This is a genomic window from Gillisella terrae (genome assembly GCF_004801395.1).
Lineage (GTDB): Bacteria > Pseudomonadota > Alphaproteobacteria > Rhizobiales > Rhizobiaceae > Allorhizobium > Allorhizobium terrae.
Window position 1 is genome coordinate 247,598 of record NZ_SSOA01000003.1, and the last position, 16,428, is coordinate 264,025.

Annotated in this window: 12 protein-coding genes; 5 read left to right on the top strand and 7 right to left on the bottom strand. The window is 54.7% G+C overall.

Features of this window, described 5'->3' with window-relative positions:
* Nucleotides 1-79: 79 nt before the first annotated feature.
* On the top strand, nt 80-436 hold the full coding sequence (locus E6C51_RS08410; protein WP_146932715.1) for a hypothetical protein: 357 nt from the start codon (nt 80-82) through the stop codon (nt 434-436).
* 288 nt (nt 437-724) lie between these two features.
* Nucleotides 725-1,999, top strand: coding sequence for a DUF2778 domain-containing protein (locus E6C51_RS08415; RefSeq protein WP_190235640.1), 1,275 nt, complete (start codon nt 725-727; stop codon nt 1,997-1,999).
* Nucleotides 2,000-2,125: 126 nt separating this feature from the next.
* Here E6C51_RS08415 and E6C51_RS08420 read toward each other — a convergent pair whose 3' ends face one another.
* The 7 genes from E6C51_RS08420 to E6C51_RS08450 all read right to left on the bottom strand — a co-directional run bounded on the left by E6C51_RS08420 (nt 2,126) and on the right by E6C51_RS08450 (nt 13,529).
* Nucleotides 2,126-3,529: a 2-hydroxycarboxylate transporter family protein gene (locus E6C51_RS08420; RefSeq protein ID WP_230987132.1), complete on the bottom strand. Its 1,404-nt coding sequence runs from the start codon at nt 3,527-3,529 to the stop codon at nt 2,126-2,128.
* Between the two features lie 272 nt (nt 3,530-3,801).
* Nucleotides 3,802-6,024 (bottom strand): methyl-accepting chemotaxis protein, encoded by a 2,223-nt coding sequence (locus E6C51_RS08425; RefSeq protein WP_190235641.1) that lies wholly within the window; start codon nt 6,022-6,024, stop codon nt 3,802-3,804.
* A 341-nt stretch (nt 6,025-6,365) separates the two neighbouring features.
* A complete protein-coding gene (gene edd, locus E6C51_RS08430) occupies nt 6,366-8,183 on the bottom strand; it encodes a phosphogluconate dehydratase (RefSeq protein ID WP_190235642.1) in 1,818 nt (605 codons plus the stop codon).
* 194 nt (nt 8,184-8,377) lie between these two features.
* A complete protein-coding gene (gene pgl / locus E6C51_RS08435; protein ID WP_190235643.1) occupies nt 8,378-9,076 on the bottom strand; it encodes a 6-phosphogluconolactonase in 699 nt (232 codons plus the stop codon).
* Nucleotides 9,077-9,087: 11 nt separating this feature from the next.
* Nucleotides 9,088-10,560, bottom strand: a complete 1,473-nt coding sequence (zwf, locus tag E6C51_RS08440; protein WP_146931765.1) for a glucose-6-phosphate dehydrogenase — start codon at nt 10,558-10,560, stop codon at nt 9,088-9,090.
* A 120-nt stretch (nt 10,561-10,680) separates the two neighbouring features.
* Nucleotides 10,681-11,964, bottom strand: a complete 1,284-nt coding sequence (locus tag E6C51_RS08445) for an NAD(P)/FAD-dependent oxidoreductase (protein ID WP_190235644.1) — start codon at nt 11,962-11,964, stop codon at nt 10,681-10,683.
* 146 nt (nt 11,965-12,110) lie between these two features.
* A complete protein-coding gene (locus tag E6C51_RS08450) occupies nt 12,111-13,529 on the bottom strand; it encodes a glutamine synthetase family protein (RefSeq protein WP_407920782.1) in 1,419 nt (472 codons plus the stop codon).
* A gap of 193 nt (nt 13,530-13,722) precedes the next feature.
* Here E6C51_RS08450 and E6C51_RS08455 point away from each other — a divergent pair, with 193 nt between their 5' ends.
* From E6C51_RS08455 to E6C51_RS08465, 3 genes are all read left to right on the top strand, one after another.
* Nucleotides 13,723-14,856 (top strand): BaiN/RdsA family NAD(P)/FAD-dependent oxidoreductase, encoded by a 1,134-nt coding sequence (locus E6C51_RS08455; RefSeq protein WP_407920789.1) that lies wholly within the window; start codon nt 13,723-13,725, stop codon nt 14,854-14,856.
* Nucleotides 14,857-15,073: 217 nt separating this feature from the next.
* Nucleotides 15,074-15,220 carry a hypothetical protein gene (locus tag E6C51_RS08460; RefSeq protein ID WP_186827679.1) on the top strand — a complete coding sequence of 49 codons (147 nt, stop codon included), beginning with the start codon at nt 15,074-15,076 and terminating at the stop codon, nt 15,218-15,220.
* Nucleotides 15,221-15,541: 321 nt separating this feature from the next.
* Complete coding sequence (locus E6C51_RS08465) at nt 15,542-16,405, top strand: LysR family transcriptional regulator (protein ID WP_190235647.1); 864 nt, start codon at nt 15,542-15,544, stop codon at nt 16,403-16,405.
* Nucleotides 16,406-16,428 lie beyond the last annotated feature (23 nt).

A 16,428-nucleotide genomic window follows, 5' to 3' on the forward strand; every position in this document is an offset into this window, starting at 1 on the left:
GTTTTCAGACGTGGTTGGGGTGGCTAAAATGGCTGTAGTTGGCGGTGGGGCAAACTATCTTCGGCGCGAAGAATCCTTCATGTACGACCGGGAAAACCGGTTCCGCATGGAAGACACAATGAATGCCGCGCGGATCGAATTTACCGAAAAAGGCATGACCCATGTGGCGTCACGCCGTTGTGATGTGGTTCGCATTTCGCTGAGCGGTGCGGTCATTTCTCTGCTCACCCAGTTCAATCTGCCGCAGCAGTTTTATCTGGATATTCCCGATGCGCGCATTACCAAGGTTGGCAGTTTGCTGATGAAAACCTTTGCCAATAATACGGCTGAGGTGCGGTTTTTGCGGCTTTTGACGCAAAAGGAGCTGGACAGGATTTTTGTTTTCAGCACCCATCCAGCCCATAAAGACCGGGTTCTGGATGTCCGATCCTGGTAAACATTTCGCGATATAAAATGTGATCGTAAAAGGGTGGCTTTGGCCGCCCTTTTGTTTTTTCAACACAAATCGTCAAAATTCAGCTCGTTTTTACGCCTACCGCTGGCGGCCAAGACAGAATGAACGAGTTTGTAAACACTTTAGTTACCAAGTTTCTTCATCCTTTATCTCAAGCGCATGTATCTCGTTTGCCGATGAGGCGGGCGGTTGCTTGTTCGTATTGAGTAAGGGTGTGGCATGTGAGCCGCCGGTCCTTTGTCGGGCTGTGAAGTGTAATGAGTTGCGAGTATGGCGTTGGCGATGGATTTTTTTCCGGGATCTTATGGTGCCCGGCGTGGCGTTTCCAATATGATTCCCCGGCTCATGTCAGGTGCTGCTCTGGTTGGCGGTGGCTTGGCGGCCAGCCTGTGTGTGGCGATCACCTTTAGCGCTCTGCACGGAGTAGGCGCTTCGTCCGTTGCTAAAATCGGCAATTACGAGCGCGATATGGCATCCGATTTGCGCGCAAGTTTAATGCTGCCGAAGGCTCCGGTTTTGGCTGAGCATGACCGTCTGGCTCTGCAAAATCGCGTCGTGCCAACATGGCACGAGCAAGCCAGCAAGCGTCAGGATATGGGCTTGACCATGCCACAATCTCGACCGCTTGACTCTGCCGGTCGTGCCATTCTGGAGCAGGCTTTGGCGGTTTCTATTGCCGAGAGAGCATTGGCTGAGCGCTGGAACACCGACACCGGCGCGCAGATTGCGCTGGCGGCTGCCAAAGCTGCCACGCCTGCCATGCCACCCAAGCAGGTGGCTGAAGCAATTTTGAAAAATGCAGCACCATTGAAATTGGCGCAGGCCCTCCCTGCACAGTTGCAAGCACCGGCCCCGTTGATGGCGACTGAGGTGCCACGCCCCTCCGTGCAGGTGGCAATGCTGCCAAGCTCGGGTCCGTCGCCCATCATGCGCCCGCGTGAAGATCCGTTTGTAAAAGTTCTGGCGGATGAGCGCAGTGTGGCAGGCGACAAGCCGGCAACCAAAACCATTCCCCTCAAGCCAGCCCCTGAGCGCACCGCGCCAAAGACGCTGATGGCCTATGCCCGCTCGGAAGACACGATGGATGGCGATGACAGCCCATCGATTTTCGGTCGACGTGCCTCGCTTCCCGGTCGCGGCAGCGGTGTTGCCGTTTATGATATTTCGGCGGCAACGGTATATATGCCAAATGGTGAAAAGCTGCGGGCGCATTCGGGGCGTGGTGAAAATCGTGACAACCCGCGCTCTGCGCACATTAAAAACCGTGGCGTGACGCCTCCGAATATCTATCGCTTGTCTATGCGTGAAAGCCTTTTCCACGGCGTACAAGCCCTGCGGATGACCCCAGTGGGCGGCAACAACATGTATGGCCGCGACGGATTCTTGACCCACACCTTCATGCTGCGCGTTCGCGGCGATTCCAGTGGCTGTGTGGTGTTTGAACAATATCCGAAATTCCTCAGCGCTTACAAGCGCGGCGATATCAAGACATTGATTGTGGTGCCATCTGTCTCGGAACTGCCCAAATATATGGCCAAGCTATAATAGCGATAAAAGAAGCGGCGGGATGGATCATCCCGCCGCTTCTTTATTGTGAGGCTGTCAGCCTCAAGATTCATTGTTTTGAGTTTGTCTTTTGGAAGCCGGATTCCACTTTGTCCCTGACAAACTCTATACGAGATGCTGAAATGCCAAAATGGCGCAGGTAACGGTGATGGCGCCGCCAATGCGGGTGGCAATCTGCGAAAATGGCATCAGGCTCATGCGGTTTGCGGCGGTGAGAATGGCAATATCACCAGTGCCGCCCTGGCCGCTGTGACAGCCCACCACCACCGCAACATCAATCGGAAACATCTTGACGAGGCGAGCAGAAACAAAGCCTGTGCCAATCAGCGTCAATACGGTAGCGACCACCGTGACCACGGTTTGAAGCGTGAAGGCGCTGACAAAGGATTGCCATGGTGTGTAGGAAATGCCCATGGCAAACAGCAGGGGCCATGTCACGATACGCGAGAAGAAGGCATAGACCTCCCGGCCACCATCTTCAAGGCTTGGCGAAATCAGTTGAGCGAGCTTTGCCGCGACAATCAAAAACAGCATGGTGATAGGGGCGGGGAAATCGAACAATCTTTGAGCCAGAACACCAACCAGATAGAAACTGACAATGGTGACGCCCGCCGTTGCGATCATGGCGCGATCAATCGGTTCAGGGGCCACGGCTTTGCGGTTGACATCCACGTTCAGCAGGCCAGCCTGCAAGCGTCCTTCGCCGGTGAGGGTGGGATAGCGCTTGCCCAGAACATTGAGAAGGCCGCAGGTGACAACAGCGGTAAAACTGCCCAGCATGACCACCGGGATGATTTGCGCAAAGATCTCGGTCTGCGGTTGCGACAGAACGCCGGAATAGCCCATGGAGAGGGGGATAGCACCTTCGCCAAGCCCGCCCGCCATGATTGGCAAAACGACGAAAAACAGGCTGTGCTGAAAAGTCATGCCCATGGCCATGCCAATCAAGGTGCCAACCACCATGGCAGTCACGGAACTGATCGCCAAGGGCACAAAGATTTTCAAAAAGCCGGCAATCAGTACGCTCCGGTCCATGCTCAAAATGCTGCCAACGATAATGGCTGCGATGTAAAGATAGAGAAAGTTCGAGCTTTTGACAAAAACATCAATGGCTTGAGCAACAGGTGGCGGGATGATGCCATAAAACACCATGGCCGACGGCACGACAAAGCACATGATGGCAGCACCGCCCATCAGGCCCAGCCATGGCAGCCATCGACCAAGCTGCATGAAAAAGAAACCGCCAAAGGACAAAATCGCGATCGACATGGTCAGGTCTGACGGCACCTTGCCGGTGAGGGTGAAGGCGACGATCAGCAGAAAAAGCAGAATGTAGATGGGCACAGGAATGACGCCGATCTTCATATCCACGATGCGCCACCATTTTTCCCGCCATCCCGCATCATGGACGTCAAATGTTTCGCTTCCCTGGCTATTGGTGTTGGAACCACCAGATTGATCAGGACGGGGGATGCCTGCGTTGTGACCGCTGTTTGAAAGTGAAGACACTCTGAACTCCTGTCTGTCTGTGTTTTTTTGTTCTACAGAACCAGCAGCAAAGGTAAATTGAAATTCGTCGTGATCAGCGACAGCACCTAGCGCCCTATATGGTGCTCAAAGGATGTTGTCGCGCTTAAATCTGCGGTATCATTGCTTAAATCGATGCCGATTCAAGCAATTATGCAGTCGCCAGCCATGATGGTGTTGCGTTGTGTGGAATCACAAACGGCGGAGCTGAAGGCCCCGCCGTTTTCATCATAACGCCTTTTGTGATGGTGTTCTCAGGCCGCCCGGCGCATGCCGTGGTTGCTGGCATCAATTTTGAAGCGGGAAATCAGATTGAGGAGATTGATCGTTTCATCCGCAAGCTTTGAGGTGCTGGCAGCGGCCTCTTCAACCATGGCAGCGTTTTGCTGGGTGACCTGATCCATCTGGTTCACAGCTGTGCTGACCTCGCCAAGGCCGGTGGATTGCTCGTTGGCAGCTGTGGCGATGGAGGTGACCTGGGCTGCAATGCCGATTACTTTTTGCTGGATTGACCACAGAGCCTCGCCGGTGCTGGTCACCAGTTTGACGCCGGTTTCCACCTCGTTGGAGGATTTGGTGATCAGGGATTTGATGTCTTTGGCGGCGGTTGCCGAGCGCTGAGCCAGCTCGCGCACCTCTTGCGCCACGACGGCAAAGCCCTTGCCAGCTTCGCCAGCGCGCGCAGCTTCAACGCCCGCATTGAGCGCCAGAAGGTTGGTCTGGAAGGCGATCTCATCGATCACGCTGATGATGCTGGAGATCTCGCTGGAGGCCTGTTCGATACGGCTCATCGCAGCGGTGGCATCCTTGACAACACTGGCGGAGCTTTCGGCATATTGACGTGCCTCGGTCACCATATTGCTTGATTCCTGCGCCCGCTCTGTTGATGTTTTGACGGCTACAGTGATTTCTTCAAGCGCTGACGATGTTTGCTCCAGCGATGCGGCCTGGGTTTCGGTGCGGCGTGACAGATCATTGGACGCCTGGCGGATTTCATCTGCACCACCATTGATAACGTCTGCTGATTGCCGCACCTGCTGCATCAGGCTTCGCAAAGTGGACATGGTTTCATTGACATGGGTTTGCAGCTCGGCAAACACGCCTTGGTAGGTTCCCGCCATGCTCTGCGTCAGGTCACCTTCGGAAAGGGCGGAAATCACGCGCTTGGTTTCCGAAACGCTCTGATCCACAGATGTTACCAATGTGTTGACGTTGCGCGCAAAGGCTTCCAGGTCGGGGTTGTCGTAATGCTTAGTGATGCGTTTGGTGAAATCACCGGCCACCGCAGCCGATACCACACCCGCGATATTGGATTGCAGGTCGGCTTTTTCTTCCTGCAACGCGGCCTCTTGCAGGGCGAGATTGCGAATTTTAATGGCATTTTGTTTGAAGACATTCACAGCCTTGGCCATGCTGCCAATTTCATTGTCGAGCGTGATGCCAAGAACCTCGGTGTCGAGCTGGTTTTCAGCAAGTTTCCCCATGGCTGAGGTCAGCTTTGCAATGGGACTGTTGATACTGCGGGCAATGATCAGCGAGAGAGCGATGGCAATAATGAGGGCGAGGACTGCCGCCGCTTCCGAGGTGTAGACCGAGTTGCTCATGGCTTTCTCAATCTGCGGCCCGAGCGTGTCTTGCTTGGCAAGCTGCGCGCGCCTAAAGGCCTCGGCGTCCGAAGCCATTTGCGGGCCGACGACATTCATTACATCGCGTATCACAGCATTACGGTTGATAATGACGGTTTTAACCTTTTCCAGATCAACAATATAACTGTCGAGGTCTTTCAACGTCGCTTCCAGTATTTTTTTGTCGTCTGGAGTCTTCAGCGTCGATAAAAGCTCTTTGCCTTCTGTGCGCGCTGCTTTTGAATTGTCCATTCCTGCTTCAAAATCTTTAATATCATTATTGAGGAGGAATTTTGTGACAGAAAGACGCATTGAATAGATTGAAGCTGTAAGCGTACCCAACTTCAGGTTTGCATCAATATCTTTCGCGGCGATCAGGTGGCTGTTGATCTCGGCAAGATTGCCAAGGATATTGGCCCCCAGCTTGATCAGGCTGGCATTTACCAATGCATCCTCTTCCACCTGGGCTTTGGTGACGGCGTCAAATCCGTTGCCGTAACGTTCAATTTGCGCGACCAGCTTGGCGACGGCGGATTTTTCTGGTCCATCGTTTACCAGTGCCGTCAATGTTTTACTGATGTCCTCAACTGCTTTCATCTGCGTTTTGAAGACTGCGATGCTTTCAGGAGACGGCTGCTGCCTGTATTTGAAGAAAGCAATGCGCGCATTCAGCATATTGGTTTGAATGTTTCCAGCCTCGTTTGAAAGACCGGCTGCATGACGATACTCCGAAAAATCAGAGCCGCTGGTTGTGTTGGAATAAACAGATATGCCCGCAATGATCATCAAAATTGTGATGACAATGCCAAAGCCGCCATAAATTTTCTGGTTGAGCTTCATATTGTCGAGCATTCTACAAAATCCTCTCATGCGTGCAGGCGTATATGCCCGCAACTCTTATTTCACCTTTTCAAAGGAAATACAGAGTGTGTATTTAAAAATAGTGAATGCAATCTTAGATTTAAATTATTGAATGTATTATATTATTTTTAAGAATTTCGGATTGGGATTAACTTGAATAAAATTGATCTTTGCTAATCGGGAACACAATAGGAAAGCCCCAATCGCATTCTTACAAGAAATATGAGGGGAGTTTTCTCTCCTGTAACATTCCTTAAATCGATTCCGATTGAAGGAATGTTACAGGAGAGCCTGACGGAGACTTTGAAAAAGGCCTCCGCCAGCCAGGTTGTTTAGAATAAAACGCTGGCACCCTGATCTGCCGGACCGGCAAGGCGGCGCAATGGTGCGAAAAGCTCGCGGCCCATGCCGAATTCATTGTCAGAGAGGTCTGCCACAATAGCAGGTCGTGCGGCAAATTCGCTGGCATCCATCAGAACCTCAAGGGTTCCTGCCACCGCATCAAGGCGGATCATGTCGCCATCCTGAATCTTGGCAATCGGTCCGCCGTCCACGGCTTCCGGTGTGACATGAATGGCGGCGGGTACCTTGCCCGATGCGCCCGACATGCGGCCATCAGTGATCAGGGCCACCTTGAAGCCACGATCCTGCAACACGCCGAGCGATGGCGTGAGCTTATGCAATTCCGGCATGCCATTGGCTTTTGGACCCTGGAAACGCACAACAGCGACAAAATCGCGGTTCAGCTTGCCGTCCTTGAAGGCATCCAGCAAAGCCTGCTGGGTGTGGAAGACCACGGCAGGGGCCTCGATAATATGGCGTTCCGGCTTAACGGCCGAAATCTTGATCACCGCCTTGCCCATGTTGCCGGTCAGCATTTTCAAGCCGCCATTGGCCTGAAATGGCGCTTCAATCTGCGACAACACCTTGGGGTCACCGCTTTGTTCTGGCGATGGCTGACGCAGCACGGTGCCATCTTCGTTCAGATGCGGCTCGATAGTGTAGGCGGCAAGGCCCTGACCAAACACCGTGCGCACATCATCGTGCACAAAACCGGCTTTGAGCAATTGCTTGATCAAAAAGCCCATGCCGCCCGCGGCGTGGAAATGGTTCACATCGGCAGAGCCATTGGGGTAGACGCGAGCCAGCAGCGGCACGATGTCGGAGAGATCGGAAATATCCTGCCAGGTGAGCTGAATGCCGCCTGCACGCGCCATGGCAATCAGGTGCATGGTGTGGTTGGTGGAGCCACCGGTGGCATGCAGGCCGACCACGCCATTGACGATGGAGCGCTCATCGATCATCTCGCCAGCCGGGGTAAATTCATTGCCCAGCGCTGTGATGGCCAGCGCCCGCTTGGTGGCTTCGCGGGTCAATGCATCGCGAAGCGGCGTGCCGGGATTGACGAAGGACGCGCCGGGCATGTGAAAGCCCATGATTTCCATCAGCATCTGGTTGGAATTGGCGGTGCCGTAGAAAGTGCAGGTGCCGGGGCCGTGGTAGGATTTGGATTCCGACTCCAGCAACTCAGCGCGGCCAATCTTGCCCTCGGCATAGAGCTGGCGAATGCGGTTTTTCTCGTCATTGGGCAGGCCGGAGGTCATCGGGCCTGCTGGAATGAACACCGATGGCAGATGGCCAAAGGTGAGGGCGGCAATCATCAGGCCGGGCACGATTTTGTCGCAAACGCCGAGAAACACCGCCGCATCAAACATATTGTGCGACAGGCCAATGCCTGCCGCCATGGCAATAATATCGCGCGAAAACAGCGAGAGTTCCATGCCGGGCTGGCCCTGGGTAACGCCATCGCACATGGCTGGCACACCGCCTGCCACCTGCGCCACGCCGCCAACCTCTGCGGCCGCCTTGCGGATCAGATCGGGGAAATGCTCGAACGGCTGATGGGCTGAGAGCATATCATTATAGGCGGTGATAATGCCGAGATTGGGGACGGTGTCGCCAGCCAGTGCTGCCTTATCCCCGGGGGAACAGACCGCAAAGCCGTGGGCGAGATTGCCGCAGGCGAGTGCGCCGCGTTTCACACCCTTGGTGGAGGCGTGGCGAACCCGTTCCAGATAAGGCTCGCGGGTTGGCTTGGAGCGTTCAACAATACGCTTGGTGATAGCCTCAATACGACGGTCGGCACTCATAGGGGTATATCCTTCCTGATGAGAGCATTTCCAGCAACGTGGGATGCGGTTTTGCGTCCGGAAATGCATAAAAACAAACAGCAACTGCGCGGATGAAGGCTCTTCAGCCACGGTGTGACCCGATTGAGGGTCTAAAAGAGGGGCCGCCCACTCAGGCGGCCATTTGCCCGGCATAGGCCAAAAGGGCTGGCACTTTACGGTGCCCAGTAAATCTCGACAGGGGTTTCAGCCCGGCCCAGCACGGCACGGATCGGCATTTCGGCCTCATCCTCTCCGCTCAGAGCCTTTTCCAGCACGGATTTTTTCTCAGGCCCTTCGATATGCACGACCAGAAGACCAGCATCGGCGATGCTTGAGAACGACAAAGTCAGCCGTGGCTCGCCTGCGCCGGCCGCTTCCATGGTCATCACCCGTGGCGGTAGTTCAAGGTCCAGAGCGTCCTCGAGATTGTCACCGCCCGGAAAGAACGAAGCCGTATGACCATCGGCACCCATGCCGAGGATCACCACATCCAGCGGCGTTCCCATTTCAGAAACGGCATCGGTTGCCACAGTGGCCGCCGCTTCAATATCGGCTTCCGGTTGATACAGCGGAATGAAATCCGCTTCGCTGGCCGCATTCTTCAAGAGATGGGTGGCAACCAACAGGTGGTTTGAGCGCGGATTGTCCGCTGGCACAAATCTCTCATCCACCAGTGTCACCGATACTTTGCTCCAATCCAATGGCTTTTTTGAGAGCGCCTCAAAAAAAGCCTTTGGGGTGGAGCCACCAGACACCGCCAATGTGGCGTTGCCACGGGTTGTGACCGACTCCGACAATGTTGCCGCAACCTTGTCCGCTAACGCTTCCGCCAGCGCCGGGCCATTGTCAAAGCTATGCAATGTATGCGCCATGTGATGTTTCCTCAGTCCAGCTCGTGCCATGTGCGACCATCGCGCTCAATCAGCGCAATCGCCTGACTTGGACCCCAGGTGCCGGATGTGTAACCCTGTGCCTTCTGACCAATTTCTTCCCAGGCCTTCAGGATCGGATCGACCCAGTTCCATGCGGCTTCCACTTCGTCGCGGCGCATGAACAGCGTCTGGTTGGAGCGGATTACGTCCATCAACAGGCGCTCATAGGCATCGGGATTGCGCACGCCAAAGGATTCGGCAAAGCTCATATCCAGCGAGACATGGCGAAGGCGCATGCCACCTGGACCCGGATCTTTAATCATCAGCCATTGCTTCACCCCTTCATCGGGCTGCAAGCGAATGACCAGCTGATTGGCCTCAATGCGGCCAGCAGCTTCATCAAAGATTGAATGGGGGATTGGCTTGAACTGAATGACGATTTCCGACATGCGGGCAGCCAAACGCTTGCCGGTGCGCAGGTAAAACGGCACACCCGCCCAGCGCCAATTGTTGATCTCGGTCTTGATCGCCACAAAGGTTTCGGTATCGGATGCTGCTTCCAGCTCTTCGGTATAGCCCTTGACCGGGCCACCTGCCGAGGCGCCGGCCTTATACTGACCGCGCACGGTCATCTTCTCAACATTGGCAGCGGTGATAGGCTTGAGCGCGCGCAGCACTTTCAGTTTTTCATCGCGCAGCGCTTCCGAATTCATTGAGGATGGAGGCTCCATCGCCACAAGGCAAAGCAGCTGCAAAATGTGGTTTTGCACCATGTCGCGCAGCGCGCCAGCCTTGTCGTAATAGGTGACGCGGCCTTCAAGGCCGACGGATTCGGCAACCGTGATCTGCACGTGATCAATATGGGCCGAGTTCCACAAAGGCTCATAGAGCGCATTGGCAAAGCGCAGCGCCATCAGGTTCTGCACGGTTTCCTTGCCGAGATAGTGGTCAATACGGAAGATCTGCTCTTCCTTGAAGGCCTTGCCAATGGTGTCATTGAGCACTTCAGCAGAGGCCAGATCGCGGCCAATCGGCTTTTCCACCACGATACGGGTGGTTTTGGTAATCAGCTTGTGATCGCGGATCTTGTCGGCAATATCGCCGAAGATGGAGGGGGAAACGGCCAGATAAAAGGCGCGCACAATCTCTTTGCCGCTATCCAGCAGCTTTTTCAAAACATCCCAGCCCTTGTCGGACTTGGCATCCACCGAGACATAGTGCAGACGGGCGAGAAAGCGCTTCACTTCGCTCTCTTCCAGCTCGTCTTCTTTGAGGAATTCCTTCAAGGCCTTATGGGCAAATTCGCGATATTCGTCATCGGTCATTGGTGAGCGCGATGCGCCGATAATGCGGGTTGGTTCCGTCAATTGCCCGGCAAGCTGGCGATGGTAGAGCGCTGGCAAAAGCTTGCGTTCGGCAAGGTCCCCGGTGCCGCCAAAGACGACATAGTCAAACGGTTCGACAGGAATAATCTGGCTGCTCATAAGGGCATCTCTCACTTACGATGGTGCACGACGGGTCGCACGGTGTTGAGGGCTTTATATAATTCAATCGATTTAAAAATGCCAGTGGGTCTGATTATAAATCCTTCACCCCTGCATTTTTCAAAACCGGTCACGCAGGGCATACCAGCTAAGGGCCAGCACAAGAAGAGGCGATCTCAGCCATTGCCCACCGGGAAAGCGTGGAATTTTCAAGTCCTTGAACAGGTCGAGCTCGCTGCTTTCACCCAAAACCGATTTGGCAAACAATGTACCGCAATAATTTGACAACATCACGCCATGGCCGGAAAAACCTGCAACAGAGATGACACCGGGCATGACTTCACGCGCATAGGGTTGGCGGTTCATGGTGATGCCCACCGAGCCGCCCCAGGCATGGGTCATCTCAATGTCTTTCAAAGCCGGATAAAGCTCGGCAATCTGGCGGCGGATATGGCTGGAAATATCGCGGGGGCTATCCGCCGTATAAGCCTCACGCCCGCCAAACAGCAGCCGCCCATCACGGGTTTTGCGAAAATAACGCACCACAAAGCGCGAATCCGCCACCGCTTCAGAGCCGGGAATAACCTTTGGAAATTGATCCAGCGGCACGGTGGCACCAATGAATGAGCGGATCGGCATGACATGGGCGGCAGTCACAGGTTCAAGATTGCCAATATAGGCATTGGTGGCAATCAACACTTTGTCGGCGGTGATGGTGCCGTTCGGCGTTTCAATCATGGTTTTGCCGCCCGATTGGCGAATGCTTTGCGCCTTGGTCATTTCAAACAGCGACGCCCCGGCATCCTTTGCGGCCCTTGCCAATCCCACCAGCAATTTCAGCGGATGGATATGGCCGGTGCCGACATCGCGGGTGCCGCAATAATAGCGGGTGGAGCCCAAACGGTCCGCTGTCTCTGCTTTATCCATGAAGCTCATGTGCGGATAGCCAAACCGCTCGGTAAAGATCTCCACGCTTTTACGCACATGGTTTTCGGTGCCGCGCTTGTGCTCAACATTGAGCTGGCCGGGCATGAACTCCATGTCGATCTGGTGGTTACGGGCAAAATCCAGCACATAGGCTTTGGCATGTTCGGCCATGTCAAACAGGGCCTTGGCGCGCTCAAAGCCGAATTCGGCTTGCATCTCTTCGGGATAAGCGCGCTGACCGGTGCCAAACTGGCCGCCATTGCGACCGGATGCGCCATCGCCAAACCGCCCGCCTTCGATCAGCACCACGCTGACACCGGCCTTGGCCAGCGTGTAGGCTGCCTGCAAGCCGGTGTAGCCGCCGCCAATAATGGCGACGTCAGCCTTTCTTGATCCATCCATGGCCGGATATTCCGGCCGCTCACCAACACTTGCCTGATACCAGGACAGGCCGGGCGCAATCGGGCTTTGCCACATGGGAGGCTCCTTATTTAATTTCGGGTTGATGGATGGCTATCGTTTTCATGTGAGGTTACCCCCCTCTGGCTTGCCAGCCATCTCCCCCTCAAGGGGGGAGATGCCCGGCAGGGCAGAGGGGGGTAACTTCCGCACCCACGTTAGTTCTAAACATTCAAAAGCAAAAACTCCCGCTCCCAGGGGCTGATCACCTGCATGAAGGTTTCAAACTCACCGCGCTTGACGCCTGCGTAGATGTCAATGAAACCCTGACTGAAGACGGTGGCAAAATCGGGCTCGGCTTCGAGCAGGGCGACGGCTTCCAGCAAACCGCGTGGCAGCTCGATGGAGCCTTCATTGGCGGAATCGTAAGTCGGCTCGGTTGGCTCAATGGCATTGCAAATTCCTAAATATCCGCAGCCCAGCGATGCCGCCAGAGCGAGGTAGGGATTGGCATCCGAGCTTGGCAGGCGGTTTTCCACACGGCGCGCGCCCGCATCCGATACCGGCACACGGAAAGCCGTGGTGCGATTATCATAGCCCCAGGCATTGTTGACCGGGCAGGCCATATCGGGGGTCAGGCGGCGATAGGAGTTGACGTAAGGGGCCATCATCACCAGCGCGCTTGGCACATATTTCTGCATGCCGCCGATGAAGTGGAAAAACTCTTTCGATGGTGAGCCATCCGGGTTGGAGAAGATGTTTTTGCCTGTGTCCTTATCGACCACCGATTGGTGAATATGCATGGCCGAGCCGGGCTGTCCCTGCATGGGCTTGGCCATGAAGGTCGCATAAATCCCATGCTTCAATGCTGCTTCACGAATGGTGCGCTTGAACAGAAACACCTGATCGGCAAGCTCAATCGGGTCACCATGGCGCAGGTTGATTTCCAGCTGGGCCGGGCCTTCTTCATGGATCAGCGTGTCAATTTCCAGCCCTTGGGCGGCCGAGAAATGATAGATATCGTCAATCAACTCGTCGAATTCATTGATGGCGGCAATCGAATAGCCCTGACCACCCACAATCGAGCGGCCCGAGCGTCCTTTGGGCGGATGCAGCGGATAATCGGGGTCGTCATTGACGGCAACCAGATAGAACTCGATTTCCGGTGCCACCACCGGCTTCCAGCCCTTTTCCTCATAGAGCGACAACACGTTTTTCAACACATTGCGCGGCGTGTAGCTGACGTTTTCGCCCTCGGTGCCGACAATGTCGCAAATCACCTGGGCGGTGGGGTCGGTTTCCCATGGCACGACGGAAAGCGTGGAAAGATCGGGTACCAGTTTGATGTCGCTATCGCGGGAATCATAGCGGAAGTTGCCGGTTTCTTCGGGATATTCGCCTGAAATCGTGTGGCGATAGAGCGCCGATGGCAGTGCCAGCGAGGTATTGCTGGTGAATTTCGAGGTGGGCATCATCTTGCCGCGCGGCACACCGGCCAGATCGGGCGTGATGCACTCAATATCCTCAATACCACGGCTGCGAAGCCAGACTGCGGCTTCTTTCCAGCTGCTGACGCCACGGGTTGCACTGATGTCTGGTGGAATGCTTGCTTTTTTGGATGCCGCGCCTTTGGGTCTGAGCATTGTTTTCTTTGCAGGCATGTTTCACCGGTTTTTGTTGCAGGTAGCCTTATCATATCGCTCTAAAAGCAATTGGCGAGAGGCAAAGCGCGATTGACAGCGTAATCTATATGGAAAAGAGAGAGGTTTGATTGGACAGGAGCAGGTTTTGAGCAAAACAGTCGATGTGGTGATTATCGGGGCCGGTGCCGCGGGCATGATGGCGGCCATTCGGGCCGGTCAGCGTGGGCGGCGGGTGTTGGTGCTGGATCACGCCAAGGCTCCCGGTGAGAAAATCCGCATCTCCGGCGGCGGACGCTGTAACTTTACCAATATCCACGCCGGACCGAAAAACTATCTCTCCGCCAATCCGCATTTTGCCAAATCCGCCTTGGCGCGGTTTACCCCGCAGGATTTTCTGGCGATGGTGGAGGCGCATAAGATCGGGTGGCACGAAAAGACTCTGGGCCAATTGTTTTGCGATGACAGCGCCAAAGATATTATTCGCATGCTGCTTGAAGAAATGAAGGCTGCCAACGTCAAACTGCAATTGCAGACCGAGATTGAGGCGGTACGCAAAACCGGCGACGGCTTTGATATTGTGACCAATCAAGGCGCATTTGCCTGCCAATCGGTGATCATTGCCACGGGCGGCAAATCCATTCCGAAAATGGGTGCCACTGGCTTTGCCTATAAAATTGCCGAGCAATTTGGCCTCTCTCTGATCGAGACCCGGCCCGGACTGGTACCGCTAACCTTGGAGCCGGGGCTGTTGGGCGAGCTTGCAGTGCTTGCTGGGGTGGCTGTTGATGCCTCGATCAGCCATGGGAAAACGGCGTTTGACGAGGCTTTGCTGTTTACCCATCGGGGTTTAAGCGGGCCAGCCATCTTGCAAATTTCATCTTACTGGCGCGAGGGCGATCATATTACCCTGTCGCTTCAGCCTGACACCGATTTTCTGGGCATTCTCAAAACGGCGAAGCGTGACAATGGCCGTCAGGCGGTGCAAACCGTGCTTTCAGGGCATCTTCCAAAACGGCTGGCGCAATATTGTGTCGAGCGAGCAGGGATCACAAAGCCACTGGCCGATCTCTCTGATAAAGCCCTGATAGGCTTAGTGGAATCCTTGCAAAAATGGGTTTTGAAACCAGCCGGATCAGAAGGCTATCGCACGGCAGAAGTCACGCTTGGTGGTGTCGATACCAAGGATCTGGAGTCCAAAACCATGCAGGCCAAAACCGTTCCCGGCCTTTATTTCATTGGTGAAGCGGTGGATGTCACTGGCTGGCTGGGAGGCTATAATTTTCAATGGGCCTGGGCATCCGGCCATGCGGCAGGGCTGGCGGCATAATTTGGATTTTGTAAACTATATTTCAGCATGGCGGGCAATGTTTGCGCTGACCTCACTTTCACCACGATTTCTTTCAACAGTTGTTAATATGACTGGCCCATCGTGATGTCACACAAACGTCTTTTTCTTTTACAGAGGAAGCCTTTTGAGGTTAGGATCGGCCTATGGGATTGATTCCCAACCCAGCTTCTGGGTTAACTTTTGGAAAGTGCTGCCAATGAACAGACAAGTCCGGAAGCCTCGCGCCATTGCCATTGCGAAAGCGCGTGAAGATCAGAACAAAATCATTGTCCGCACTGCGGCCCTCGGACTTGCGGCAAGCTTTCTTGGCTATGGATTAATGGCCCTCGGCTTTTTGGGGTGAAGCGCCTTTTCCGCGCAATCAATCTCATTGACATTTTCCAGGCGCGCCGCACCCTTGGAAAGGACGCGCTTGCGTAAAATTGATAATACGCCTCCTCTGTCTCAAGGGGCTTTGAGCGGCTGAATGTCTGCTGTGCGGCAAGCATTCCTATAAAATCCATCATGATAACCTCGGCAGCACTGTGTTTTACCAAGCGCAGAAAGAACGCTGTAACACTTTTAATCTGCTGCATAATTGCTTCATTATGCAGCGGTGATGAGGTGAGTTTAGTTTTTCATTTTTGATGGATATACGAGGGATATTGCACTATATTTTTCAATTATGAAAAACATATCCTGGGATAGCTATCAGCTTTTTATCAAAGTCGCCAACGCTGGCGGTTTGAGCGCGGCGCAGGCGGCAAGCGGTTTAAGCCCGGCCACCTTGAGCAGGCGCATGCTGACGCTGGAACAACAGCTGGGCAGAAGCCTGTTCGACCGCAGCCAGACCGGTTATGCGCTGACACGCGACGGGCGCGCCCTTCTGGAACATCTGAAATCCTTCGAGTCAGCTGAGAGGGCTGTGGACATCTGGAGCCAAAACACCAGCGCTCCGGCTCTGGTGCGCATTACAGTCGGCACTTGGATCGCCTGGTTCATGGCGAAAGATTTTGCCCGCATCCAAAAAGAGCAGGATAATGTCCGCATAGAATTATGCGTGACGGAAGAGCGCGCCGCTCTTGCGCATCGAGAAGCCGATATCGGCATTCGTGCTGTGGAGCCTCAGGAACTCAATCTGACGAAAACGCTGCTGGGCGAGGTGGCCTATTGCGCTTATTGCCACCGCAATGTCAGCGACTGGCAGCATTTGCCCTGGCTTGCCGTTTTGCCCCATCACGCCATTTCCGCCTATCTGCGCTGGCCCCATGAGCATTGTGCCGGGCAGATCACGGTGATGGTCAATCGGCCTCGTTCCTTGATGGACCTGGCCATTGCCGGGGCCGGGCGCGTGGTTCTGCCGTGTTTTGTCGGGGATCACGATCCGAATTTGCAGCGCGTAGGGGATGAAATTGTTGCATTGCGCCACAGACAATGGCTGGTGACCCATAATGATGACCGCCACCGAGCGGAAGTTCGCCTACTTTCCAAACGAATAGTGGGTTTGATCAAGGCGCAATCCGATATTTTCCGGGGAAGAAGCGCCTGAATTTCTAAACTCAGGCCCTCCGA

Coding starts and splice junctions, on each gene's coding strand:
- E6C51_RS08410 (WP_146932715.1), top strand. CDS start 80: ATGTACGACCGGGAAAACCGGTTCCGCATGGAAGACACAATGAATGCC.
- E6C51_RS08415 (WP_190235640.1), top strand. CDS start 725: ATGGCGTTGGCGATGGATTTTTTTCCGGGATCTTATGGTGCCCGGCGT.
- E6C51_RS08425 (WP_190235641.1), bottom strand. CDS start 6,024: ATGCTCGACAATATGAAGCTCAACCAGAAAATTTATGGCGGCTTTGGC.
- edd (WP_190235642.1), bottom strand. CDS start 8,183: ATGAGTGCCGACCGTCGTATTGAGGCTATCACCAAGCGTATTGTTGAA.
- pgl (WP_190235643.1), bottom strand. CDS start 9,076: ATGGCGCATACATTGCATAGCTTTGACAATGGCCCGGCGCTGGCGGAA.
- zwf (WP_146931765.1), bottom strand. CDS start 10,560: ATGAGCAGCCAGATTATTCCTGTCGAACCGTTTGACTATGTCGTCTTT.
- E6C51_RS08445 (WP_190235644.1), bottom strand. CDS start 11,964: ATGTGGCAAAGCCCGATTGCGCCCGGCCTGTCCTGGTATCAGGCAAGT.
- E6C51_RS08450 (WP_407920782.1), bottom strand. CDS start 13,529: ATGCTCAGACCCAAAGGCGCGGCATCCAAAAAAGCAAGCATTCCACCA.
- E6C51_RS08455 (WP_407920789.1), top strand. CDS start 13,723: ATGATGGCGGCCATTCGGGCCGGTCAGCGTGGGCGGCGGGTGTTGGTG.
- E6C51_RS08460 (WP_186827679.1), top strand. CDS start 15,074: ATGAACAGACAAGTCCGGAAGCCTCGCGCCATTGCCATTGCGAAAGCG.
- E6C51_RS08465 (WP_190235647.1), top strand. CDS start 15,542: ATGAAAAACATATCCTGGGATAGCTATCAGCTTTTTATCAAAGTCGCC.